The 23,471-nt window shown below is 43.1% G+C and carries 24 protein-coding genes; 13 read left to right on the forward strand and 11 right to left on the reverse strand.

Features of this window, described 5'->3' with window-relative positions; all coding sequences use genetic code 11:
* Positions 1-247 precede the first annotated feature (247 nt).
* Positions 248-1,147 carry a Rossmann-like and DUF2520 domain-containing protein gene (locus tag MJ761_RS10055; RefSeq protein ID WP_093093630.1) on the reverse strand — a complete coding sequence of 300 codons (900 nt, stop codon included), beginning with the start codon at positions 1,145-1,147 and terminating at the stop codon, positions 248-250.
* A 134-nt stretch (positions 1,148-1,281) separates the two neighbouring features.
* Between MJ761_RS10055 and minC the strand changes: the two genes are divergently transcribed.
* From minC to dtd, 5 genes are all read left to right on the forward strand, one after another.
* Positions 1,282-2,025: a septum site-determining protein MinC gene (gene minC, locus MJ761_RS10060; RefSeq protein WP_093093628.1), complete on the forward strand. Its 744-nt coding sequence runs from the start codon at positions 1,282-1,284 to the stop codon at positions 2,023-2,025.
* A gap of 82 nt (positions 2,026-2,107) precedes the next feature.
* Positions 2,108-2,923: a septum site-determining protein MinD gene (gene minD / locus MJ761_RS10065; protein ID WP_093093626.1), complete on the forward strand. Its 816-nt coding sequence runs from the start codon at positions 2,108-2,110 to the stop codon at positions 2,921-2,923.
* A 3-nt stretch (positions 2,924-2,926) separates the two neighbouring features.
* Positions 2,927-3,205 carry a cell division topological specificity factor MinE gene (minE, locus tag MJ761_RS10070; protein WP_037407189.1) on the forward strand — a complete coding sequence of 93 codons (279 nt, stop codon included), beginning with the start codon at positions 2,927-2,929 and terminating at the stop codon, positions 3,203-3,205.
* Positions 3,192-4,118: a LysR substrate-binding domain-containing protein gene (locus MJ761_RS10075; protein ID WP_093093624.1), complete on the forward strand. Its 927-nt coding sequence runs from the start codon at positions 3,192-3,194 to the stop codon at positions 4,116-4,118. The genes minE and MJ761_RS10075 overlap by 14 nt, the downstream gene beginning before the upstream one ends.
* A gap of 189 nt (positions 4,119-4,307) precedes the next feature.
* Positions 4,308-4,742, forward strand: a complete 435-nt coding sequence (dtd, locus tag MJ761_RS10080; RefSeq protein WP_093093623.1) for a D-aminoacyl-tRNA deacylase — start codon at positions 4,308-4,310, stop codon at positions 4,740-4,742.
* A gap of 46 nt (positions 4,743-4,788) precedes the next feature.
* Here the strand turns inward: dtd and MJ761_RS10085 are convergent, their stop codons facing one another.
* The 5 genes from MJ761_RS10085 to MJ761_RS10105 form a co-directional block, all read right to left on the reverse strand.
* Positions 4,789-5,319: a hypothetical protein gene (locus MJ761_RS10085; protein WP_141683458.1), complete on the reverse strand. Its 531-nt coding sequence runs from the start codon at positions 5,317-5,319 to the stop codon at positions 4,789-4,791.
* A 936-nt stretch (positions 5,320-6,255) separates the two neighbouring features.
* A complete protein-coding gene (locus MJ761_RS10090; protein WP_141683457.1) occupies positions 6,256-6,546 on the reverse strand; it encodes a hypothetical protein in 291 nt (96 codons plus the stop codon).
* A 124-nt stretch (positions 6,547-6,670) separates the two neighbouring features.
* Complete coding sequence (locus MJ761_RS10095; RefSeq protein WP_093093617.1) at positions 6,671-7,252, reverse strand: DNA-3-methyladenine glycosylase I; 582 nt, start codon at positions 7,250-7,252, stop codon at positions 6,671-6,673.
* Between the two features lie 53 nt (positions 7,253-7,305).
* Positions 7,306-7,932, reverse strand: coding sequence for a TMEM165/GDT1 family protein (locus MJ761_RS10100; RefSeq protein ID WP_239392918.1), 627 nt, complete (start codon positions 7,930-7,932; stop codon positions 7,306-7,308).
* 266 nt (positions 7,933-8,198) lie between these two features.
* Positions 8,199-9,656, reverse strand: a complete 1,458-nt coding sequence (locus MJ761_RS10105; RefSeq protein ID WP_093093636.1) for a DASS family sodium-coupled anion symporter — start codon at positions 9,654-9,656, stop codon at positions 8,199-8,201.
* Between the two features lie 399 nt (positions 9,657-10,055).
* Here MJ761_RS10105 and dnaK point away from each other — a divergent pair, with 399 nt between their 5' ends.
* The 3 genes from dnaK to MJ761_RS10120 all read left to right on the forward strand — a co-directional run bounded on the left by dnaK (position 10,056) and on the right by MJ761_RS10120 (position 16,218).
* Complete coding sequence (dnaK, locus tag MJ761_RS10110) at positions 10,056-11,990, forward strand: molecular chaperone DnaK (RefSeq protein WP_093093615.1); 1,935 nt, start codon at positions 10,056-10,058, stop codon at positions 11,988-11,990.
* A 599-nt stretch (positions 11,991-12,589) separates the two neighbouring features.
* Positions 12,590-13,759 carry an alpha-hydroxy acid oxidase gene (locus tag MJ761_RS10115; protein ID WP_093093613.1) on the forward strand — a complete coding sequence of 390 codons (1,170 nt, stop codon included), beginning with the start codon at positions 12,590-12,592 and terminating at the stop codon, positions 13,757-13,759.
* 179 nt (positions 13,760-13,938) lie between these two features.
* Complete coding sequence (locus tag MJ761_RS10120) at positions 13,939-16,218, forward strand: Tex family protein (protein WP_093093611.1); 2,280 nt, start codon at positions 13,939-13,941, stop codon at positions 16,216-16,218.
* A 75-nt stretch (positions 16,219-16,293) separates the two neighbouring features.
* On the opposite strand, the gene MJ761_RS10125 is transcribed toward MJ761_RS10120, so the two are convergent.
* The 3 genes from MJ761_RS10125 to MJ761_RS10880 form a co-directional block, all read right to left on the reverse strand.
* On the reverse strand, positions 16,294-16,734 hold the full coding sequence (locus MJ761_RS10125) for a hypothetical protein (RefSeq protein WP_093093609.1): 441 nt from the start codon (positions 16,732-16,734) through the stop codon (positions 16,294-16,296).
* Between the two features lie 114 nt (positions 16,735-16,848).
* The gene (locus MJ761_RS10130; RefSeq protein WP_093093607.1) at positions 16,849-17,361 is read right to left on the reverse strand and encodes an acetolactate decarboxylase; all 513 of its coding nucleotides are present in this window, start codon (positions 17,359-17,361) and stop codon (positions 16,849-16,851) included.
* Positions 17,362-17,377: 16 nt separating this feature from the next.
* On the reverse strand, positions 17,378-17,551 hold the full coding sequence (locus tag MJ761_RS10880) for an acetolactate decarboxylase (RefSeq protein ID WP_093093605.1): 174 nt from the start codon (positions 17,549-17,551) through the stop codon (positions 17,378-17,380).
* A gap of 228 nt (positions 17,552-17,779) precedes the next feature.
* Between MJ761_RS10880 and MJ761_RS10135 the strand changes: the two genes are divergently transcribed.
* The 5 genes from MJ761_RS10135 to MJ761_RS10155 are packed head-to-tail and all read left to right on the forward strand — an operon-like array spanning position 17,780 to position 20,654.
* Complete coding sequence (locus MJ761_RS10135) at positions 17,780-17,950, forward strand: hypothetical protein (RefSeq protein ID WP_176715107.1); 171 nt, start codon at positions 17,780-17,782, stop codon at positions 17,948-17,950.
* 42 nt (positions 17,951-17,992) lie between these two features.
* Positions 17,993-19,153 carry an MFS transporter gene (locus MJ761_RS10140; RefSeq protein WP_093093603.1) on the forward strand — a complete coding sequence of 387 codons (1,161 nt, stop codon included), beginning with the start codon at positions 17,993-17,995 and terminating at the stop codon, positions 19,151-19,153.
* A gap of 17 nt (positions 19,154-19,170) precedes the next feature.
* Positions 19,171-19,377 (forward strand): hypothetical protein, encoded by a 207-nt coding sequence (locus MJ761_RS10145; RefSeq protein ID WP_093093601.1) that lies wholly within the window; start codon positions 19,171-19,173, stop codon positions 19,375-19,377.
* Between the two features lie 26 nt (positions 19,378-19,403).
* The gene (locus MJ761_RS10150) at positions 19,404-19,997 is read left to right on the forward strand and encodes a uracil-DNA glycosylase family protein (RefSeq protein ID WP_093093599.1); all 594 of its coding nucleotides are present in this window, start codon (positions 19,404-19,406) and stop codon (positions 19,995-19,997) included.
* A gap of 27 nt (positions 19,998-20,024) precedes the next feature.
* Positions 20,025-20,654: an NAD(P)-dependent oxidoreductase gene (locus MJ761_RS10155; RefSeq protein WP_093093597.1), complete on the forward strand. Its 630-nt coding sequence runs from the start codon at positions 20,025-20,027 to the stop codon at positions 20,652-20,654.
* Between the two features lie 81 nt (positions 20,655-20,735).
* Here MJ761_RS10155 and MJ761_RS10160 read toward each other — a convergent pair whose 3' ends face one another.
* Together MJ761_RS10160 and MJ761_RS10165 are read right to left on the reverse strand one after the other, a co-directional pair.
* A complete protein-coding gene (locus tag MJ761_RS10160; RefSeq protein ID WP_093093634.1) occupies positions 20,736-21,620 on the reverse strand; it encodes a lipid A biosynthesis lauroyl acyltransferase in 885 nt (294 codons plus the stop codon).
* A 203-nt stretch (positions 21,621-21,823) separates the two neighbouring features.
* Complete coding sequence (locus MJ761_RS10165) at positions 21,824-23,353, reverse strand: DHA2 family efflux MFS transporter permease subunit (RefSeq protein ID WP_037407228.1); 1,530 nt, start codon at positions 23,351-23,353, stop codon at positions 21,824-21,826.
* Positions 23,354-23,471 lie beyond the last annotated feature (118 nt).

Here is a 23,471-nt window from a genome sequence, read left to right on the forward strand (position 1 = left end):
AATCTGTTCTGTTAAAGAGCGTTGCTTTTGACTGCGTTCTACTTTAAACTGGTTAGTTCTTTCGTGTCGCGTCATCAGCGAAGAAGGCGAACTATACGCCTCGCTCTAAACCCTGTCAACTACTTTCGATATTTATTTTTGTATAATTTATTAACCGCATATTTTTTATAATATTTAATTTTGTCGAATTTAGTTTTAGTTTGTTTTGATGAATGTCCTTTAGATAGATATTGCTCAATCTATTGGTTCAGTCATTTGTTGCAGAAATGATTTGTGCTATTTGTTGGTATTTATCTCTATTTAATGTGGTTAAGTTTAAAGTTTGTTCTGCCAGTGCTTTGTAAACTACTCGTTCTGAAGAACTCAATGCCTGCCAGTGGCTGGCGATTATGTTGCTATCGCCACGTTTTATCGGACCAGTTAAGGCTTCTGCTGGAGGCATGATTTGCAGTTGATCAAGATTTTGCTGCATGAGTTGGTTTACTAGCTTTTCCGTTAGTTGTGGCGGCAAGGATAAGGTAGCCAGTATATTGCGTGCATAAGCATTTAATGTGACTAAAAAATTAGCACTGATGGAAAGTGCTGCGTGATAGCGAGTTTTCTGAGCAGAGTTAATATTGAAACTAGTTAGATTTGCTGCCTGTGCCAACTGTTGCAATAACGGTAATGCTGCGCTGTCGCCTTCTATGGCGCATAGGTGGCCGGGCAGTGTATTAATTGCCGTTTCGATTGTGGCAAAAGCAAATACTGGGTGTAATGAACCAGTTAGTACTTTTTGTTTGTTTGACTGTAATACTTTGCTATTTAGTGCTCCGCTAAAATGAAGTATTAGTGTATTGGCTGTGATCCAGTCTGTCTGATTAATTTGTCGGCCAATTGTTTCTATGGCTTGATCACTGACACCTATGACTACGATATCTGCTGGTGGTAAGGTATTTAGCTGTTTATGAAGTTGAATATGCGGTATATGGCTTTTAAGATGCTGCGCTGCTGGGAAACTGCGATTCCATGCTGCCTGTATATTTATTTGTCTGCTTTGATGCCAGATAATGGCTAGTGTTGAGGCAACTTTACCGGTACCGATGATATTTAATCGTGGCATAGATGACTTTGTTGGTTGGGTGGATTGAGTGAAGATGTCGGTCATTATCAGTTTTTCTTGGCTTAAGGGTAATTATTTTGTCTGTAGCTACGGGTTGTCATTGAAGCCGCTTAATCAAAACGGTACACTTCGATACTTACTCTATATTCTAATCAAAATTTATTTGGGCAAACACGTTAATGAAAGCTGCTTTTAATGTGAAATCCGCGCGTCTGGATACACTATCAGTACAGTTACTGACTGATGACCTGACTTTGATTAACTATGAACTAAAGCAACGGGCAGATCGTTTTGGAAATTTACGTAATATGCCTTTTACTTTGGATCTGCAAAATCTTACTAGTCCGGCAACAGTAGATTTAGGAAAGCTATTTGCGCTGTTTGCACAATATCATTTGCGTGTTATAGCTATTCGTCATTCTGATGCAAGCTGGGCAAGTTTGGCTAAACAACATAATATAGCTTTTAGTATTTTGCCGGAAGAGCAGGCTAATTCTCGAGTTAAAGCTGTAGCCGAGGCATTTTCTCCACAAACGGCAGATGCAAATAAAGAAAAATGTATTTCATCAGTTTCCGCAAATGCGCTGCCAACGTTGGTTATTGATCGTACGATTCGGACGGGGCAACAGGTTTATGCAGAAAAATCTGACTTAATTGTTCTGGGACTGGTCAGTGAAGGTGCGGAGATCATTGCTGATGGCAATATTCATATTTACGGCCCGTTGCGTGGACGTGCTTTAGCTGGTGCCGCAGGTAATAAGGATACACGTATTTTTGCTCAGTGCATGCAAGCTGAGCTGGTATCTGTGGCTGGTATTTATCGTATTTTTGATCAGCAGTTACCGGCACATTTGGATCGTCGCCCAGCACAGATTTTTCTGCAAAATGACCGGCTGGTACTTAGTGCGATTCAGGCGCATTAATTTATTCAGATGTATGATTTTTATGCACTGTTAATTTGTAAACATATTAATGGGTTCACTTTACAACAAAAGGAATTTAATTGTGGCAAAGATTATTGTGGTGACGTCAGGTAAAGGTGGTGTTGGTAAAACCACAACCAGTGCCAGCATTTCAACAGGTCTGGCTTTAGCCGGCCATAAAACTGCGGTAATTGATTTTGACGTGGGTTTACGTAATCTTGATTTGATTATGGGTTGTGAGCGCCGCGTGGTTTATGATCTGATTAATGTCATTCAGGATGAGGCTACTCTTAATCAGGCGTTAATTAAGGACAAACACTGCGATAATCTTTATGTATTACCAGCATCTCAAACTCGCGATAAGGATGCGCTTACTCGTGATGGGGTGGAAAAGGTTTTAAACGACCTAACTGGCAAGATGGGTTTTGAATATGTGGTCTGTGATTCTCCAGCAGGTATTGAGCAGGGCGCATTGATGGCTTTGTATTTTGCAGATGAGGCTATTGTAACTACGAATCCAGAAATTTCCAGTGTACGTGATTCTGACCGTATTTTAGGTATTTTATCCAGCAAATCCCGCCGGGCGGAAACTAATGGTATACCGGTAAAAGAGCATTTATTGATCACACGTTACGCGCCTGAACGCGTTGAAAAGGGTGAAATGCTATCTGTTCAGGATATTCAGGATATTTTGCGTATTCCTTTGATTGGTGTCATTCCTGAATCGCAAAATGTGCTACAGGCTTCCAATTCGGGCACTCCTGTTATTTTACAGGAAGATTCAGTGGTTGCTGAGGCATATAAAGATGTGGTAGCTCGTCTGTTAGGTGAAGACCGTCCAATCCGCTTTCTGGATGCTGAGAAAAAAGGCTTTCTCAAGCGCCTGTTTGGAGGTTAGGCCATGTCTATAATGGATTTTCTTTTTGGCAAGAAGCAACAATCCGCTCAGCTGGCACGCGACCGTTTGCAGATTATTATTGCGCAGGAGCGTGCTACACAAGCACCAGATTATTTGCCTACATTGCAAAAAGAGCTATTGGAAGTTTTGTCAAAATATGTTCATGTTTCTTTGAACGATATTCATATTGCTCAGGAAAAGAAAGATGGTATGGATGTATTGGCTCTGAATATTACTTTACCGGAAACGGGAAAAAAAAGGCCAGTGAATGACGCTGACTGAATTGCGCTATATTGTGGCCGTCGCTCAAGAAAAACATTTTGGGCGTGCTGCCCAGCGATGCTTTGTGAGCCAGCCCACTTTATCTATTGCAATTAAAAAGCTTGAAGAAGAGTTGGGGCTGACTTTATTTGACCGCAGCAGTAATGAAGTTTTGACAACTGAAGCGGGTCAGCGAATTGTGTTACAGGCACGCCGGGTACTGGAAGAAGCTGATCGTATCAGGCTAATGGCAAATCAGGAACAAAGCGAGCTGGCTGGAATATTTAAGCTTGGTCTTATTTTTACAATTGCACCATATCTGTTACCGAAATTAATTTTGTCATTGCGGCAGCTGGCACCGGAAATGCCATTGCAACTGGATGAAAATTATACTGATGTGCTAACGGAATTACTGAAGCGTGGTGCTCTGGATGCAATTGTGGTTGCTGAACCATTTCATGAAACGGGGCTGGCAACGATCCCGCTCTATGATGAACCTTTTTTTGTTATTGTTCCCAAAGGCCATCCTTTTGAGCAATTAGACGAAGTTACGCCAAAACAGCTGGGCGAAGAACGTGTATTGTTGCTTACAGAAGGTAACTGTATGCGTGATAATGTACTGGATAGCTGTCAGGAATTGGCTTCGCGTCAGAAAATTCTGGGTTTATCGAATAGTATTCAAGGAAGTTCTATTAACACGATTCGGCATATGGTTGCCAGTGGCTTGGGTATTAGTGTAATGCCTGCTACGGCATTAACGGAAAATGACCATTTGTTATTCAGCATTATTCCTTTTACTAATCCGGCTCCGAAACGGCGTGTGGTCTTGGCCTCACGACGTAATTTTGTCCGCCCTAAAGCTTTAAGGATGATCAAATCGGCTATTTTGTCTTCGCATCTATCCGGAGTACAATTTATTCATGATGTTGATTAGGCTTTATTGTTACAAGAAAAACGTCAGTTTTTGAGCTGGCGTTTTTCTTGGGCGGGAATTTCTGATTTATAGCGGCTAGAAAGTTTTTTGATTATTTGTCTGTATGGTGTTTTTTTAAATCTGTGCTGATAGAATTATCTTCTAAGGTGATATGGATTAAAATTTAGACAGATTTAGACAGGATGTTCAATGATTGCATTAATACAACGCGTTAAGCAAGCCAGTGTCAGTGTAAACTGTGAAATTATCGGCCAAATAGAGCACGGATTGCTGGTTCTGTTAGGTGTTGAACAAGGCGATGATCCACAAAAAGCTGAACGTCTGTGCAGTAAGGTTCTAGGTTACCGAGTATTTGGTGATCAGGATAATAAAATGAATTTGAATATTAAGCAAGTGAATGGACAACTATTGGTTGTATCACAATTTACTCTTGCTGCTGATACTAAAAAAGGGACGAGACCAAGTTTTACTAAAGGTGCAACGCCAGCTGAAGCCAATCATTTATATAATTATTTTGTTGAATTATGCCAAAAACAGCTTATAACTAAAACTGGAATATTTGCAGCAGATATGCAGGTTTCTCTGGTTAATGATGGCCCAGTCACGTTTTGGCTACAAGTTTAATTACTATTTATTGCTCGCGCTTTGGAATATGAATATTAGTTAATTTTTAGTAGCGATTTAACTCTTGTTTCAATACGCGGATATTGGCCTGTCTATCGGTAACATTTTGCTGCCAGCGCTGAATTTGGGCAACAATACCTTGCTTTTGCGCCTGTCGCAATTGCTGCTGGGCTGTCACCAACGCCCGCTGTTCACTGGCAATATCACGCTGTACGAGTTGCTTTGGGGTTAATTTGGGCACAACAATTATTTTTGCTGGTACGTTTTTATTTTTAATTGCAGTGGCTATATCTGGTTTCGGTGTCTGCTGACGCAGCAGGATGCCTATTTTAGGTGTTGGCGGTACTTTCATTAAATCGCTATCACGACCAAATTCAGCACTATACCAGAGGCGCTGTAGCTGCTCTAATCCTGGGGCATTTTGGTTTTCCAGTGAATGTTTTTTTAAATCATCACTGTCTGTGGGCGGATGTTTGGCAATCTGGCATTGAACATCTAATGGTTTAGTTGTGTAGCTAACATGATTATTTGCTAGCGGACATGCATACCAGATTACCGGCACTGGTTCGCTAGCCATGATTGCGGCTGGTTTATCTTCAGCCCAAACTGGGTTTAAATAGCCTGATAGCAGTACACAGATACTAAGATAAAAACCAAGTCTGAACTTGTTTTGCATGACAATGACTCATTGCATCTAAATTAAAAACAAACAGGTTTATATTACAACAATTCAAATGAGGCTAGTTAACTAGGTAAATCCATATAATTAGTCCAAGTGTTGTATTGTACGACAAGTTATTTGCTGTGCAGATGCTTTGTATTACAGTTTTTACTTTTATATCATATTAGTTGTTACTTTGTATATTTATTACAGAAAGTATTGAGTTTATTTTGAGTTGTCTAATGATGTATCTAGGTAAAATGGGATATTAGGGTGTTAACAGTAATATATTTAGGTGTTAACTAATGGTTATATTTTTACATGTTGAAAAACACGCTATAAGAAGGAGTATGGTAGAGCCAAATGAAATAAGATCAAATTTTTTGAAACTGAAAAAGATATATCTGTATTAGTCAAAATCCAAAATCAAATTCTTAGTAACGGGTTATTTTTGTTTCAAAGTGATAAACTCTTTATTCACCGCTAGTTAAGATTTCGTCAGTAGAAAATTTGCTTAGCTTCTTTTTAGGCGTTGCTTTATTTAAAAGCTTATTATCAATACAAAATGTCTTTTATTTGTTATTTTAATGTTTTTGTTATCTTGACCCATTAAGTGATAACCACAAGGATACTCCATCAAAATGCGAGGGAGTATTGTTATTGCATCCATAAATTCGCCAATTAATGTTTAGAATTTCAATATAGCTTAATTCTATTTAAGAGGTATTTGGCGATTTTTATCAGATAATAGGGTAACAAAAGTTAATAACGATTAGATAATATATGATTTTTATTTTTATCGTTATTGATGTATTTGCATTTTATTATTACTTATTTATCAAATATATCAGGTTACTCATATGAATAAAAAGTACAAGTAATGCCAGATTTAAAATCCTTAAGATGCAGTTCCCCGCCAGTAAGTAGTTCTGAAGGAAAATAATCGGGCTTTTGCTTCAAATAAACTTTTCGCATTAGGTCAAGACCAATAAGATATCCATTACCGTCTTTGATATGAATGCCGTTATTATTGTATGGACTCAGTTGTTCACAAATAGAACAATCTTTATCATAATTATATTCGTCACTTTCAGACTCTTCAGGATAGTAACATCTGTTATCATAAACCCACTCTATATTCATGATATCTTGGTAACTAAAGTCTGTTAAATAATATGTAATAAAATTAATTGGCAAATACAGTATAAAACTCATTAAAAAAACAGTAAATAGGTGATATAACTTTAATTTCTTCATTTTGATTTTATTATTTAGGCTGATTATTTTTTAATTCTCGACACAAAAAACAGCTAGCTAGATGATCATTTACTAAGCCCATCGATTGCATGAAAGCATAACAGGTAGTGGGTCCTACAAAGCTAAAACCGCGCTTTTTTAATGCTTTGGACATAGCTGCACTGATTTTTGTCTGGGCGGGTACTTCAGCTAAAAATTTATAGTGATTGATAATCGGCTGATGATTAACAAATGACCAGATAAAATTGGCAAAATCTTCTCCATGCTGTTGCATGGTTAGATAGGCATGGGCGTTATGAATAATGGCCTGTAATTTGCCCGGATGGCGAATCAATCCGGGATTTTGCAGAAATGGTTTGATATCGGTGATGGTAATGATTTTATGTGGATTAAAATTGTAAAAGCAGCGCCGGTATTCATCACGCTTTTTTAATACAGTAATCCATGATAAGCCGGCCTGCTGGCCTTCCAGACAGATTTTTTCAAACAATTTTTGTCCGTCTTTTTGCACCCGCCCCCATTCATAATCATGATAATGCAGATAAAGGGGGTCTGCTTTAACCCAATCACAACGTTTTAATTGTTTTTGCATGGTTTCGGGGAGTCCGATAATATTGATCAATCTACTCAGTCATGTCTGATATTTTAATTTGACCATGTCTGAATCAGGATAATAATACCTAAAAGACAAAATAGGAAACAGGCACTGATGCGAATTTGATTAAGTGGTAAGCGCTGCATCAACCAGTTGCCAAAAAATATTACAGGAACATTTGCCAGCAATAAACCTACGGTACTACCCAGCACTACCGAGTACAAATCACGATACTGCGCAGCAAGTAATATCGTAGCGATTTGGGTTTTATCCCCTACTTCAGCCAGAAAAAATAATACTGCTGTCGCCACAAACGGACCATAACGCATAAAACGGGTGTCTACGCCATCATCCTTATCTGGTTTTAACAGCCATAATCCGACAATCAGGAAACTGAAACCAACAACCCAACCCATTAGCTGAGGTGTAAAAAAGCGCGCTACTTCAACGCCAAACCAAGCAGACACCATATGATTCAGCAATGTTGCACATAATATACCGGCGATAATGGCATATTTTCGCGCAAAGCGGGTAGCAAGAAATAAAGTCAGTAATTGAGTTTTGTCACCGATTTCAGCTAAAGCAACCGGTATAACCGAAGAAAGAAAAGCATGAACCATTTTTAGAATACCAATAGGCGGGTTTAAAGACAAAAGACACGATAAAACCCCCGCCATAGCGGTTTTATCCTGTCTCAAGTCTCGTTAATCCGCCATCTGGTCAGACGTTACGACCATGCAGATAATGCTGCAAATATGTTGATCGTAACCACAGGTACTGGAGAAATCACCTGTGCAACTACTCCCTTAAGGCGATGCATCATAACCGATTCCGTACGGTAAAAACAAGTGAAATTTCGGTCAAAATCATTGAATTTGATTTTAAACAACAAAACAGGCTGCCATAATTTCTGGCAGCCTGAGAAGGAGATGAACAGACTAGATTAATAGTAACCCAGAACTTTCCACCATGCTCCACCAACTACGACAAATATCATCAGTTCAATGACGCTCATGATGAAACCAACTTTCCACCATTCACCCAAGGTGACGTAGCCGGAACCAAACACTACTGGTGAGGTACCAGTTGCGTAATGAGTAAGTGTCATCATGATGCTGGAAGCGGCAGCCATCATCAGGGCAAATAGCATTGGAGGTGCTCCCAGTGCCAGACCGGCAGAATAGAAAGCAGCAAACATAGCTGTGATATGTGCTGTGGTGCTGGCAAACATATAGTGCGCATACATGTAAGCCAGTAATAGCAGTGTACATGCACCTATCCAGCCCATACCTAGACTACCAATGCTACTTTCCAGTACTCCGGAGAACCAGGTAATTAGCCCCAATTTATTCAGGAAAGTTGCCATCATGACCAGTGCAGCAAACCAAGTAATGGTATCCCATGCACTTTTTTCTTTCAGGATGTCGTCCCAGCTTAATACACCGGTTAATAATAACAGTGACAAACCAATGAATGCGGTAGTGGTTGGGTCAACAGCAAAAGCTTTACCAAAAAGCATAGATGGAATGCCAGCCCACAGAACCAGCAATACTGCAAAAATACCCAGCATGATTTTTTCATCACGGGTCATTGGTCCTTGTTCTTTCAAACGCTCTTTCGCAAATGCAACTGCATTCGGAGTCTGCTTGATTTCAGGCGGATACATCCAATATATGATAAGCGGCATCAGGAACATAGCCACCAGACCGGGCAATAGCATGGCCAGTGCCCATGTACCCCAAGAAAGATGAATATCACTGTTTGTTGCTTTGGCTACTAAATCCACAATCAGTGGGTTTGGTGCTGTAGCGGTTATAAACATGATTGAGCTGATGGGATTGGCGTGGTAGTTCACCAGAGCCAGAAATTTACCCATACGTTTTTCTGTACCTTTTTCAGGATCAGAATCATAGCTGGAGGCGATAGATTTCATGATTGGATGAATAATGCCACCACCTCGGGCAGTATTACTTGGAGTAACAGGAGCCAGTAATAATTCCACTACGGCCAGACTATAGGCGACACCCAAGGTGCGTTTACCCCACAAACCAATAAACAGATAACCAACACGCGCTCCTAAGCCGGTTTTTAACAAACCGCGTGAAATCATGATAGCCACGCCAATCAACCAGATCAGTGGGTTACCAAAACTGCTCAGAGCATCTTTCATGGCTTTGCCGGGGGCGTCTGCGGTAACGCCAGTTAACGCCACTAGCATTATGGCAATAATAGACAGTGCTCCAATTGGCATGGCCTTACCAATAATGGCCGCAATCACACCAACAAACATGGCTAATAAATGCCAAGCCTGTGGTGAAACTCCTTCTGGCACCGGTATGGCAAACCAGATAATCAGGCTGATTAACAGCGCTATAGCAGCAGGAATGGGTTTAAACCCAATTTTTACAGGCATACAACATACTCCTAAATCATGAAGATATCGATACAGCCAAACAGAAATCATTAATATTTAGAGTGATTATAAACTCTTATTGCAAAATACCGTCTGACATAGCGCAAAATAGTATCAGACGGTAATGACAAAAATAGAACGATTTTACTGTTCAAGCATGAATGAATATAACATATAACTATGTAAGTAAACGCTATTGATATTAAAACAGGCTTTTTGCGAACTATTATTTGGATAAAATTTGCAAAACTATGCTTGAAATCGTTCTAGGAATACCCATTTACGATGCATTAGCAATAATATCGTGGTAGTTTTGAACTACTGTGTTTGTAGCCGTACGATAATGGCACAAATTACGAGATTAAATCATTAGGAGATTTTTAAATTATGGCAAAAGTAATCGGTATTGATTTGGGTACGACCAACTCTTGTGTTGCCATTTCCGAAGGTGGCCAGACCAAGGTAATAGAAAATGCTGAAGGTGCACGTACTACACCGTCTATTGTGGCGTATTTGGATGATAACGAAATTTTGGTGGGTGCACCAGCCAAACGTCAGGCTGTAACCAATCCCAAAAACACTATTTACGCGGTAAAACGCTTGATTGGCCGAAAATTTGATGATGCTGAGGTGCAGCGCGATATCAAATCTATGCCTTTCCAGATTGTTAAAGCCAATAATAATGATGCATGGGTAGAAGCACATGGTGAAAAACTGTCTCCTCCACAGGTTTCTGCCGAAGTATTGCGTAAAATGAAAAAGGCGGCTGAAGATTATCTGGGCGAAAAGGTAACTGAAGCTGTAATTACTGTACCGGCTTATTTTAATGACAGCCAGCGTCAGGCTACTAAAGACGCCGGCCGTATTGCTGGTCTGGATGTAAAACGTATTATTAATGAACCAACTGCTGCGGCTCTGGCTTTTGGTATGGATAAAGGTGAAAAAGGCGACCGCAAGATTGCTGTTTATGACCTTGGTGGTGGTACGTTTGATATTTCTATTATTGAAATCGCTGAAATTGATGGCGACAAGCAGTTTGAAGTACTGGCTACTAATGGTGATACATTCCTCGGTGGTGAAGACTTCGACCAGCGCCTGATTAACTACATCATTGATGAATTTAAAAAAGATCAGGGCATCGACCTGAAAAACGATGTAATGGCTTTGCAACGTCTGAAAGAAGCTGCTGAAAAAGCTAAAATTGAACTTTCCAGCGGTCAGCAAACTGAAATCAATCTGCCTTACATCACTATGGATGCTTCCGGACCGAAACATCTGGCTATGAAAATTACCCGTGCCAAATTCGAAAGTCTGGTAGAGGATTTGATTACCCGTTCTATCGAACCTTGCCGCACTGCAATCAAAGATGCTGGTCTGAGTGTAAATGATATTAATGATGTGATTCTGGTAGGTGGTCAGAGCCGTATGCCAAAAGTACAGGAAGCGGTTAAGGACTTCTTTGGCAAAGAACCACGTCGTGATGTTAATCCGGATGAGGCCGTGGCTGTAGGTGCTGCTATTCAGGGTGCTGTATTGGCTGGTGACCGTAGCGATGTATTATTGCTAGACGTTACACCATTGTCTCTGGGTATTGAAACAATGGGTGGTGTGATGACTAAACTCATCAATAAAAATACCACTATTCCGACTAAGGCCACGCAGACATTCTCTACTGCTGAAGATAACCAGAGCGCTGTAACCATCCATGTATTGCAGGGTGAACGTGAACGTGCTTCTGCTAATAAGAGTCTGGGACAATTTAATCTGGGTGATATCCCTCCGGCTCCGCGTGGTGTGCCACAGGTAGAAGTCACTTTTGATATTGACGCCAACGGTATTTTGCATGTGTCGGCCAAAGATAAAGGCACTGGTAAAGAAGCTAATATTACTATTCAGGCTTCTTCTGGCTTAAGTGAAGAAGAAATTGAACGTATGGTAAAAGATGCTGAAGCCAATGCTGAAGAAGACCGCAAGTTGGCTGAGCTGGTAGCCAGCCGCAATCAGGCTGAAGCCTTGATCCACTCTGTACAGAAATCTTTAAGTGAATACGGCGATAAACTGGATGCTGCTGAAAAAGAAAAAATTGAAGCAGCCATTAAAGAAGCTGAAGAGGCTATTAAAGGCGAAGATAAAGCTGCGATCGATGCTAAAGCTGAAGCTTTGGGTACAGCCAGCCAGAAACTGGGCGAGATGATGTATGCTCAGGCACAGGCTGAAGGTCAGCAGGCTGGCGCTCAGGCAGAACAGCCACAAAACAAAGGTAACGATGATATCGTTGATGCTGAATTTGAAGAAGTAAAAGATAAAGAGAAAAAAGGCTAATTTCTTCTTTTTAATCCCCAACCCCACTTGCGAGTGGGGTTTTATTTTATTCGTGATTTCTGGCAGAGAAAGACCTTTTTCTGAATAGTTGCTCAGATAGATAAAAACGATTAAATTTATCTTTAAAGTTACTGGGTTTAAGCCGTAAGTTCAGGTACTGCTATCTACTAATAATAGTCTGGCAGAGTAAATGAATAATTGATGTTGCAAATATTTATCGTTTCTGTAAAAAAACAGACAAGGTTGCGAGCTGGTTATTACAATAATTGTACTAATTATTGACAACCGAGATTTCTACTGGGGTAGAAAATGGAATTTAAAATTTTGCTCATTCTGCTTGGTCTTTGTTGTGCCATATTAACAGCTGGATTCTGTGGACGTTCGCAACGCTGGGGGCCATGGACAATGCTGATTGGCATCAGCTGTCTGCTCATTCTGATTATGGTAATAATTTATAAACTGTCTCGTGTTGTCTGATTTTTGGCAGCCGGCAGTCTGTGTATACCTCATTCTGGCAGATTGGATAGAATTGATGTATAACTTTATCTTGCTCAGTTAAAACTTCGTCCACTAAGAAAATTTCAAAAATAGGTAACTACATGCAAAACAAATTAAGCAAAATGACCTGTATCGAAGACTTGCGCAAAGTTGCTAAGCGCAAAGTACCGAAAATGTTTTACGATTATGCCGATACCGGTTCGTGGACAGAATCTACCTATCATGCCAATAGTAATGATTTTCAAGGCATTAAACTGCGTCAGCGCGTACTGACCGACATGACTGGCCGTACACTGGAATCTACGATGGTAGGACAGCAGGTAAAGATGCCTGTAGCACTGGCACCGACAGGATTAACCGGTATGCAACACGCTGATGGTGAGATTCTGGCGGCACGGGCGGCAGAGAAATTCGGCGTACCATTCACTCTGTCTACCATGTCTGTCTGCTCCATCGAAGATGTTGCTGAAAATACCAGCGCTCCTTTCTGGTTCCAGCTGTATGTGATGCGTGACCGTGAATTCATGCGCGACTTAATTCGTCGTGCTCAGGCTGCTCAATGTTCAGCGTTGGTGGTTACTGCCGATTTACAGGTATTAGGACAAAGACATAAAGATATCAAAAACGGTTTGTCTACCCCACCTAAACCTACCCTGCGCAACTGGTTAAATCTGGCCACCAAACCGGAATGGTGTCTGGCCATGCTCAATACTCAACGTCGCACTTTCCGCAACATCGTTGGCCATACTAAAGGCGTAGCTGACATGACCTCACTGTCCTCATGGACATCCGAACAGTTTGACCCACGCCTGAGCTGGAAAGACATTGAAGAAATCAAGGACTTATGGGGTGGAAAACTGATTATCAAAGGGATTATGGATGCCGAAGATGCCGAAATGGCGGTGAAATCCGGTGCCGATGCGATTGTGGTTTCTAATCACGGTGGCCGCCAGCTTGATGGTGCACCGTCTACTGTCCATGCTTTACCCAATATTATCTCTGCGGTAGGTGAAGATATTGAAGTCTGGCTAGACAGCGGTATCCGCAGTGGACAGGACGTTCTTAAAGCCATTGCCATGGGTGCCAAAGGCACATTGATTGGCCGTGCCTTCCTGTATGGTCTGGGTGCATATGGTGAAGACGGGGTAACACGCGCACTGGAAATCATCTACGATGAGATGGATACCACTATGGCCTTTACCGGTCATACTGATATCAAAACGGTCAATACGGATATCCTGATACCCGGTACCTACCCTGTCGCCGGATAAATTTATCTGCTTCCAATAACATTAAAGGCTATTTATCTCAGATAAATAGCTTTCTTTATTGATACAGGCAATTTGATACACCCTATAAAGCATTCATACGGTCTTTTCACGAATGGCAACAGGTGACAAAGTTATTGTAGCCAGCTATGCTTGCCTTTTTTATTGCATATTAGATTGCTATGAACATCACTGAGAAAATTGCCTCCGAATTAAATGTTGCTTCCGCACGGATTCAAGCTGCGATTGACCTACTGGACGATGGCGCTACTGTACCGTTTGTGGCACGTTATCGCAAAGAAGCCACAGGTGGTCTGGATGATACTCAATTACGTACTCTTGCTGAACGACTACAATATCTGCGTGAATTACAGGAACGTAAACAGACAGTGCTATCTAGTATCGAAGAACAAGGCAAACTCACTGATGAATTGCGACAGATCATAGCTGCTGTTGATAACAAAACTGTATTAGAGGATATTTATCTCCCCTACAAACCCAAACGCCGTACTAAAGCCCAGATTGCTCGTGAGCATGGACTGGCACCACTAGCCGAGGCCTTACTCACTCAGCCAGACCAAAATCCGGAAACTACCGCACAAAGCTATCTGAACGACAACGTAGCTGACAGCAAGGCAGCATTGGATGGGGCACGTGCAATTCTGATGGAACAGTTTGCCGAAGATGCCGCCCTAATTGGCCGTTTACGCGACAAATTGTGGCGTGAGGGAGAAATTCAGGCCACAGTACTCGAAGGTCAGGAAAGTGCTGGAGAAAAGTTCAAAGACTATTTTAATCACCGCGAACCGATTCATAGTATGCCCAGTCATCGTGCACTGGCTATATTGCGTGGCCGTAACGAAGGCATACTGGCACTCAGTCTGAAATACCAGCCAGATGACACGCCACTGAGCGAACAGAGTATTTACGAACAACTGATTGCACAACAGTTTGGCATTGCCGATATGGGACGTGCTGCCGACCGCTGGTTACGCGACACCGTACGCTTGAGTTGGCGTGCCAAAATCTTCCTGTCACTGGAACTGGATGCCCTGAACAGGCTAAAAGAAAATGCAGATCAGGCCGCCATCAGCGTTTTTGCTCAAAACTTGAAAGATTTACTGCTGGCCGCTCCTGCTGGGCGCTTCACTACTATCGGGCTTGACCCCGGTATCCGTACTGGTGTGAAAGTAGCCGTAGTCGATGATACCGGCAAATTGTTGGAAACCGCCACCATCTATCCACACCAACCGCGTAACGATTGGAAAGGTGCGCTAACCATACTGATACATCTGGTTAAACAGCATAAAGTCCAATTAATTGCCATCGGTAATGGTACCGCCAGCCGTGAAACTGACAAACTTGCCGGCGAACTGATTCGTGCCCTGCCCGATTACCAACTACAAAAAATTGTTGTCTCCGAAGCAGGAGCATCAGTCTATTCTGCTTCAGCACTTGCAGCTAAAGAATTTCCCAATCTCGATGTCAGCCTGCGTGGCGCCATTTCCATCGCCCGACGCCTGCAAGACCCATTAGCTGAGCTGGTTAAAATCGACCCCAAATCCATTGGCGTTGGCCAGTACCAGCATGATGTCAATCAGAACCAGCTGGCCAAAAGTCTGGACGCTGTAGTCGAAGACTGCGTGAATGCAGTGGGCGTAGATGTGAACACTGCCTCAGTTGCACTACTGGCACGTATTTCCGGTCTCAACAATACACTGGCACAAAATATTGTCAACTATCGCGACCAGAACGGTGCTTTCGCCAATCGCCAGACTCTGCTTAAAGTACCGCGACTGGGCAGTAAAACGTTCGAACAGGCTGCCGGCTTTTTACGTATTCAGGGCGGAGATGAACCACTGGATGCCAGTGCGGTTCACCCCGAAAGCTACCCAATTGTTGCCAAAATGCTCCAGACAGCACAACTGCGTGCCGACCAGCTCATCGGTAACCGCAGCGTGCTTAAAGCACTAAAACCAACCGATTACATTGATAACAATGTGGGTCTGCCTACTATCAACGATATTCTGGCTGAGCTGGAAAAACCCGGCCGTGACCCACGTGGTGAATTTCAAACCGCCACCTTTGCCGATGGTGTAGAAAACATTACCGACCTTCAGCCCGGCATGATACTTGAAGGCGTAGTCAGCAATGTAGCTGCCTTTGGTGCTTTTGTTGATATTGGTGTCCATCAGGACGGATTGGTACATGTCTCTGCGCTGGCCGACCGTTACATTGCCGATCCACGTGATATTGTTAAAGCCGGTGATGTGGTTAAAGTTAAAGTAATCGAGATTGATATACCGCGCAAACGTATCGCCTTATCTATGCGACTGAATGACGATGCCCAAGCAGCATCTCAACGCAACGAACGCCCGCGCAGACAGAATAGCAAAATGCAACACAAGCCCAGCAGTGCAGATAATGCCATGGCTGCTGCTTTTGCCCGTTTGAAACAGTAACAACACAACGGTAATCAAACAACATCAGAGGGCGCATTAACTGCGCCCTCTGTTTATGACAACCAGACATTACATCTAGTGACAATCCTTGCCAGAAAGCAACACACTCACCTGCGAATGATCTTGAAACGTATAAACGTAAACAAAATTAAAACCACCCAGCAACATACGCCGAGTCAACGGCTGGCGGCAATTCTGCTGTAAATCTTTTTTCGCCGCGGCCACATTGAAATTATTCTGAGTACGCTTGCTATCGAGCATCGTATACGAATAATAAATTGTCTGATTATGCCGTACTGCTGCGTTAAACATAATCTGCTTATGCTTTTGTGGTAGCTTCTTCTGTAACGCCAGCAACTGCTGGTCAACAGATGTTGTCAACGCTGGGTCAATCGCCAGTGGCATATGTGCAGGCTGACTGGCTGCCTCAGATGAAGCAGTGGCAGAATCCGCTGCTTGCTGGTTACAGCCACTCAGCAAGCATAGATAAAATAGCCCACAGATTATTTTTTTCATGGTTTACACTTTCAGCACAAATAGCAGACAAGTTATCCAGTTGTATCTGCAAATTCTACCGTACACCCCTTAAATCTATTCCAGATAACTAAGAAAGAGTGTAACACGCCTAAACTAATTTTCTACCTGTTTAATAACATTATTTAAATCATCCATTTTCAGGTTTTTGCGCAAATATTCCTCGTCCTCAGGCAGCACAATTTCTACCGCTTGCTTGCGCTCAAACGCCAGCTCAGTCTTACTGGCCATAAAATCAATTACATGCCCACCCAATTTGCGCGTGGTATCAATAAAATGCAGATGAAAACCGGCTACTGATAGCTCCTTGAAAAATTCCGGTGTCCAGAAACCAATTAATGTACCACTTACATCCTCCACCGTATCCACTACCTGCTGCTCAAATACCTTGACGACAGACGGATAAGGTTTCTGCTGTACAAACGGACGGCGGATTTTCAGTTTATCAAAGCAGCCACTGATTTTTACGGCCACAAATACATTATCCAACGGCAAATACTGCGCCAGATGTGTATACAGATTATTTTTACTCACAGCAGTAATATCCACTACCTTATCCGGCTGAAATGTTGTTATCTGTACAAATGGCAAAAGCTCATCATTGCCCATCACCTTTACCGCCTTATCACCCGTCCGCTTCCAGAAAATCCTTATCAATAATTACCTCACCGGCAAGTGCATGCGAGCAGCCCAAACCAAAATCACCATGTTTTTTTGCTTCCTCCACACCGAATACCCCATCAAACAGCCCTGCCATCAAAGCATTAATTGTTGAAAACTGCACGATTACCTTCTTCATTTCTGTCTACTCCAGCAGCAAATTCTAAATTATTTATATATTAATATATTCCATATTACACCTTAAATTAATCCATTATTAGCAGTTTCTTACCTCAGCTCGATTTAGCCCAGAAATTTCAAAGACCCTATAAACAATACATTACCCTGATAGATAAATCCGACAGGTACAGCCGTATACAAAACAGCCATACTGATACAGTTATGGTATGAGCAATTCTAATTATCTGTGGCTGTGATTCAGACTGGCACAATCAGCCAATCACTCTCACAGGCCAACCATACAACTTTTGTTTACCGTTTTCTGACAGCCATTGCAGAAATCAGCGGTTGTATTCCATTCAGGGCAAGTGTGGCATTTATGCGCGCGAAAAGTGACAAGCAGACAGGCTGCGTCTAAACTTACTGTTTATAGCTAAACGAACTATGGCTGTAGATTATTATGTTATTAAAAAGCTTACTTTCGTTGTCGTTAGGCACATTTGCGCTAGGCATGGCAGAATTCAGTATGATGGGTATTCTGCCAGATGTGGCCACTTCACTTGGCATCAATATTGCGCAGGCCGGACATTTTATTGCTGCTTATGCGCTTGGTGTATGCTGTGGCGCATGGCTGCTGGTATTAAGTTACCGCTTACAGCCCAAAACCATTCTGCTGTCACTGGCCGTACTGATTGCGATTGGTAATTTACTAGCGGCAATGGCACCCGGCTATACAACGCTATTGGTGGCACGTTTTATTTCCGGCTTGCCACATGGCGCCTATTTTGGCATCGGCTCAATTGTTGCTACCAAACTGGCGCCTCCCGGACGTTCAACGCAGGCAGTAGCCATGATGATTGCCGGTATGACAGTTGCCAATCTGCTCGGAGTACCGGTAGGCACATGGCTGAGCCTGCATTTAAGCTGGCGAGTGGTATTTACCTTAGTTGCCATAGTGGCAATTGTGCTGGTGTTTACTTTACAGCGTTTTATACCACTAATAGAACGGCTACCAGATACCGGTATTCTGGGACAATTCCATTTTCTGAAATCGGCGGCACCGTGGCTGATACTGGCCGCCACCACTTTAGGTAATGGTGGAATCTTTTGCTGGTTCAGTTATATCAGCCCATTATTGATGCAAGTATCCGGTTTCAGTGGCAATCAGGTTAGCTTATTGATGGTACTGGCCGGTGCCGGTATGGTAGCGGGCAACTGGTGTGGTGGCCGTTTGTCAGACCGCTATACGCCGGGACAGGTAGCCGCCAGTTTGCAAGGACTTGCCGCTGTCGCGCTGTTACTGATTTTTTTGTTTGCTTCAACTGGCTGGCTATCGGCGACACTGATGTGTCTGTGTACATTCTGCCTGTTTGCAGTATCGGCTCCGCAGCAGCTGTTATTACTGCGTCATTCTCCGGGTGGTGCGCTGCTTGGTGCAGCCAGCGTTCAGATGGCATTCAATCTGGGTAATGCCATCGGTTCATATGGCGGTGGGCTGGCCATCAGCCATCACTGGGGTTATCAGTATCCGGCATTACTCGGTGTGCCGTTAACACTATTCGGCTGTGCCTGTCTGTTGTGGTTTCACCACCGCTATGAAAATCAGGGACAGCCTATCTAAAACTTATGGAGACTATAATGAATGATGCTATACCACTGAATATCAGGCAACGCATGCAAGTGGCGATTAAAAATGGTGATAAAACCGAACAGCAGCGTCTGTGGCATAAATACAGTGGCCAGCAGGGTTTTTCCAATGAATGGGTGATGGCAGCTCGACTGGGCGAACCCGGTTATACAGAAGAACAGGCACACATGGTCGCCTGCCTGTTTGGACGCTGTTAAACAACACTATTAAACAATAGGTATTTATGGCTGAAATAATAGTTGAAACACATCCGCTGGCACCATTTTTACCAGCCAGTGCGCAGCTACTGATGCTGGGTTCATTTCCGCCACCAGCTGCACGCTGGAAAATGAACTTTTACTACCCCAATTTACAAAATGATATGTGGCGCATTTTTGGGCTAGTGTTTTTTCAGGACAAGCACTATTTTTTTACCGAAAACAATAAAGCATTTAATGAACCATTAATCCGTACTTTTTTATCCGAACGCGGCATTGCCATTAATGATACAGCCTATCAGATCAGGCGCCTGCAAAACAATGCAGCAGACAAATTTCTCGAAGTCGTTACCCCAGTAGATTTACCGGCGTTACTGGCACAGATTCCGGATTGCCGGCACATCATGACTACCGGTGACAAGGCCACCAGCACACTACTACAGCTTCTGCCAGCCGGTACAGCAGCACCAACTATCGGTCATCCCAGTGATACCACACTGGCTGGCCGACACCTAACCTTATCCAGACTGCCTTCTTCTTCGCGTGCCTATCCGCTTGCACTAGAACGTAAAGCAGCCATTTATCGGGATTATTTTCATACCATCGGTTTATTAAACTGATTCTGACTATTTAGCGGGAGAACATTGATGCATATTCTGGTTTTGGGAGCCACAGGTGGCGTTGGTAGGAGTTTAGTTGAGCAGGCACTGGCCAATGGTGATGACATAACTGCGGCAGTGCGCACACCGGAAAAACTCAACTTACAGCATCCTAACTTGCATATTCAACGCTGTGATGCATTTAAGGCTGCTGATGTTGCAGCATTGTTTACCGATAACAGCCATTACAATGCAGTAGCCTCAGCTCTGAACACCAACCAAGGAGTCAAACCGGGAAATGATTTGCAGCGAATGCTCAGCAATATTGCTCCGCAATTACAAAAACATCGCATCAAACGCATCATATACTGCGCTTCCGCCGGTGTAGATAATGAGCTGGAAGGTGAACGTGGTCAGGCAGCGATGGAGTTTTTGCGCCATCCGCTGGCTGATCATCGTGCAGCAATTGAGCAGATTCGGGCAGCTGGTCTGGACGCAACGATTGTGCGCCCGTTAGGGTTAACCCATGATGCACTTTCTGGTCATTATATTGAAGCAGCACAGGGCATTCCAGCTGGCAACGGCCGCATTGCCCGTGCAGATGTGGCTCATTTTATATTGAAAGCACTGCATAACGATGCTTATATCGGCCAATCTATAGCCTTATCAGCTGTCTGAACAAAACAATAGCTGCCAGAAAACCAACTTATGGCAGCAATATGTTTTGGCCGGCTGTTTGCTGTAGCAAATAACCGGCTTTTATTTGTGAATTTTCTGATAAAACGATGCCTCGCCCTCTGGGCGGGTTTTGAAACGTTTATGTAGCCAGTAATACTGTGATGGCTGTTCACGCACCCGTGCCTCAATAAAATCATTCATGCGCTGAGTATCAGCAACAATATCTTTACTGGGGAAATTATCCCACTGCGGATAAAAACGCAAAGTAACACTACCATCAGCTTCGCGAGTCGGAATTGCCGGAATAACCTTAGCCTTGGTTAAAGCAGCAATACGGCTGAGGCCAGCAATCGTAGCAGTAGAAATACCGAAAAAATCCACAAAAATCGATTCCCGCCGGCCGAAATCCTGATCAGGCAGATAAAGAAACGGCGCACTGCTGGTTTTAATTTTCTTGATAATGGCTCGCAGCCCTTCCGTACGTCCAATCAGAAAAGCATTGTTATAACGCTCACGGCCTTTCAGAATTTGTTCATCCAGCTGCTTGTTTTTCTGATGTGAATAGACACTAATCAAAGAAACATCCTGATTAAGAGCATACACCGCCGCCTCAAAAGCAGTAAAATGCGGATAGAGCAAAATCACTTTTTCTCCAGCCGCCAGTGCCTCATCCAGATAATGCTTGTCCTGATAGCGCACCAGCTTTTTCAACCGTCTGGCATCGCCATACCAATACAGACCATATTCCAGTAACAGCATCGACATATGATAGAAATGTTCACGCAGTATCTTGCGTCGTTGCCGTTCTGTCCATTCGGGAAAGCAGTGGCGCAAATTAATCAGACCAATGCGCCGCCGCGGCGCTACCGCATAATAACTTAACCAGCCCACACATCGTGCCAGCGCATGAATCATACACAACGGCAGTAATTGCAGCACATACAAAAAAGCAAACGCCAATTTCATCATCATTACTAAATTACCTAACCAGTTATCGCCCGCCATGCACTTAAACACTATCTATTGTACACAAGCTGCCTTCACTTTACATTCACAGTTGTATATAACCATTCAACTTACAACATACTGCCAGAATATTGTTTACAGAAAAAATAAAAAATAACACGGCCTGCGCAGAATGCATAGACCGTGTAGCAAATAGCTGAGACTCAATGTGCCCCGCCACCGCCTCCACTACCAAACGGCGGCTTGGCAAACCATACCAGCACAACCAAAATCAAGAAAGTCAAACCATACAGCCAGAATAAATCATTGGCACCCATAATATGCGCCTGCTGCCCAATAGTCTGCTCAATCGACCCTAAAGGCTGTACACCACTTAAACCAAGCTGATTCATGCCCTGAATTGACTCATTCATAGCACTATTATAGGGATGAATGTTCTCCACCAATTGCGTATGATGTAAAGCTTCGCGTTTATCCCACAATACATTTACCATTGAAGTACCAATACCACCGGCCAGAATACGCACAAAATTAGAAATACTGGATGCACTGGCAATCTGCGAACCAGACATATTAGACAGAGTAATTTGAGTTAACGGCATAAAGAACATCGCCATACCAATCCCCTGAACAAACTGTGGCCAGAATACATCCATAAAACCCATACCAGCATTAAAATTGGTACGCCAGAAGAAACAGATAGCGTATACAGTAAAACTGATAGTTACCAGCACACGCATATCCAGCCGATTACCAAACTTACCAATCAGCGGCGACAACAATACAGGGAAAATACCAATAGGTGCCGTTGCCAGCCCTGCCCAAGTAGCAGTATAACCAAGCTGCATCTGCAACAGCATCGGTAGCAGCACAATTGCCCCCATATAAGTCATATAGGCAGTACTGAGCGTAATTACCCCGACAGTAAAATTACGGTCTTTAAACAGACGCAAATCTACAATCGGATATTTGGCATACCATTCCCAGATAACAAAGTAGCTCAGACACACCACAGCAATAACAGCCAGAATAATAATTTCATTAGACGAAAACCAGTCCAGCTCATGGCCGCGGTCAAGCATCATCTGCAAAGCACCTACGCCTACCACCATCAGCGATAAACCCATACGGTCAATTGGCTGATGGACAGTTTCGGTTTCGCGTTTTTTCATCATCTGCCACGAAATGCCGGCAGCCAGCAAACCAATAGGCACATTAATAAAGAAAATCCAGCCCCAATGCCAGTTATCACTGATAATGCCGCCCAAAATCGGCCCGAAAATCGGCGCCACAATAATTACCATCGACCACATAGCCAGTGCCATCGGACGTTTTTCCGGCGGATAGGCTGCCATCAGCAAACTTTGTGACAGCGGAATCATCGGCCCGGCTACAGCACCCTGCAACACTCGGAAAAACACCAGCAATGCCAGACTGGGAGCAATACCACATAAAAACGAGGCCAACACAAAAGACAGTGTTGCCACAACAAAAACTTTCACCTCACCAAAGCGGCGCGCCAGCCAGCCAGTAAGAGGGACTGAAATCGCATTCGCCACAGCAAATGCAGTAATCACCCATGTACCCTGACTATTGGCTGCACCCAGATTACCAGTAATAGTTGGCAATGCCACATTGGCAATAGTGGAATCCAGCACCTGCATAAAAACGGCCAGCGACAATGCCACCGTAACCAGAGCCAGTGCCGGACCTTTCAAAGGAGAATGCGTCATTCAAGCGGCCTTATTGCAGAAACAGTCTTCACCTTGCAGCTTATCCAAATCTGTACCCACAGGCACAGAAAATGCACATTGCAAAGAGAATGCTTCTGGAATTACAAAAAATCAGACC

This window comes from Snodgrassella communis, from assembly GCF_914768045.1.
Lineage (GTDB): Bacteria > Pseudomonadota > Gammaproteobacteria > Burkholderiales > Neisseriaceae > Snodgrassella > Snodgrassella communis.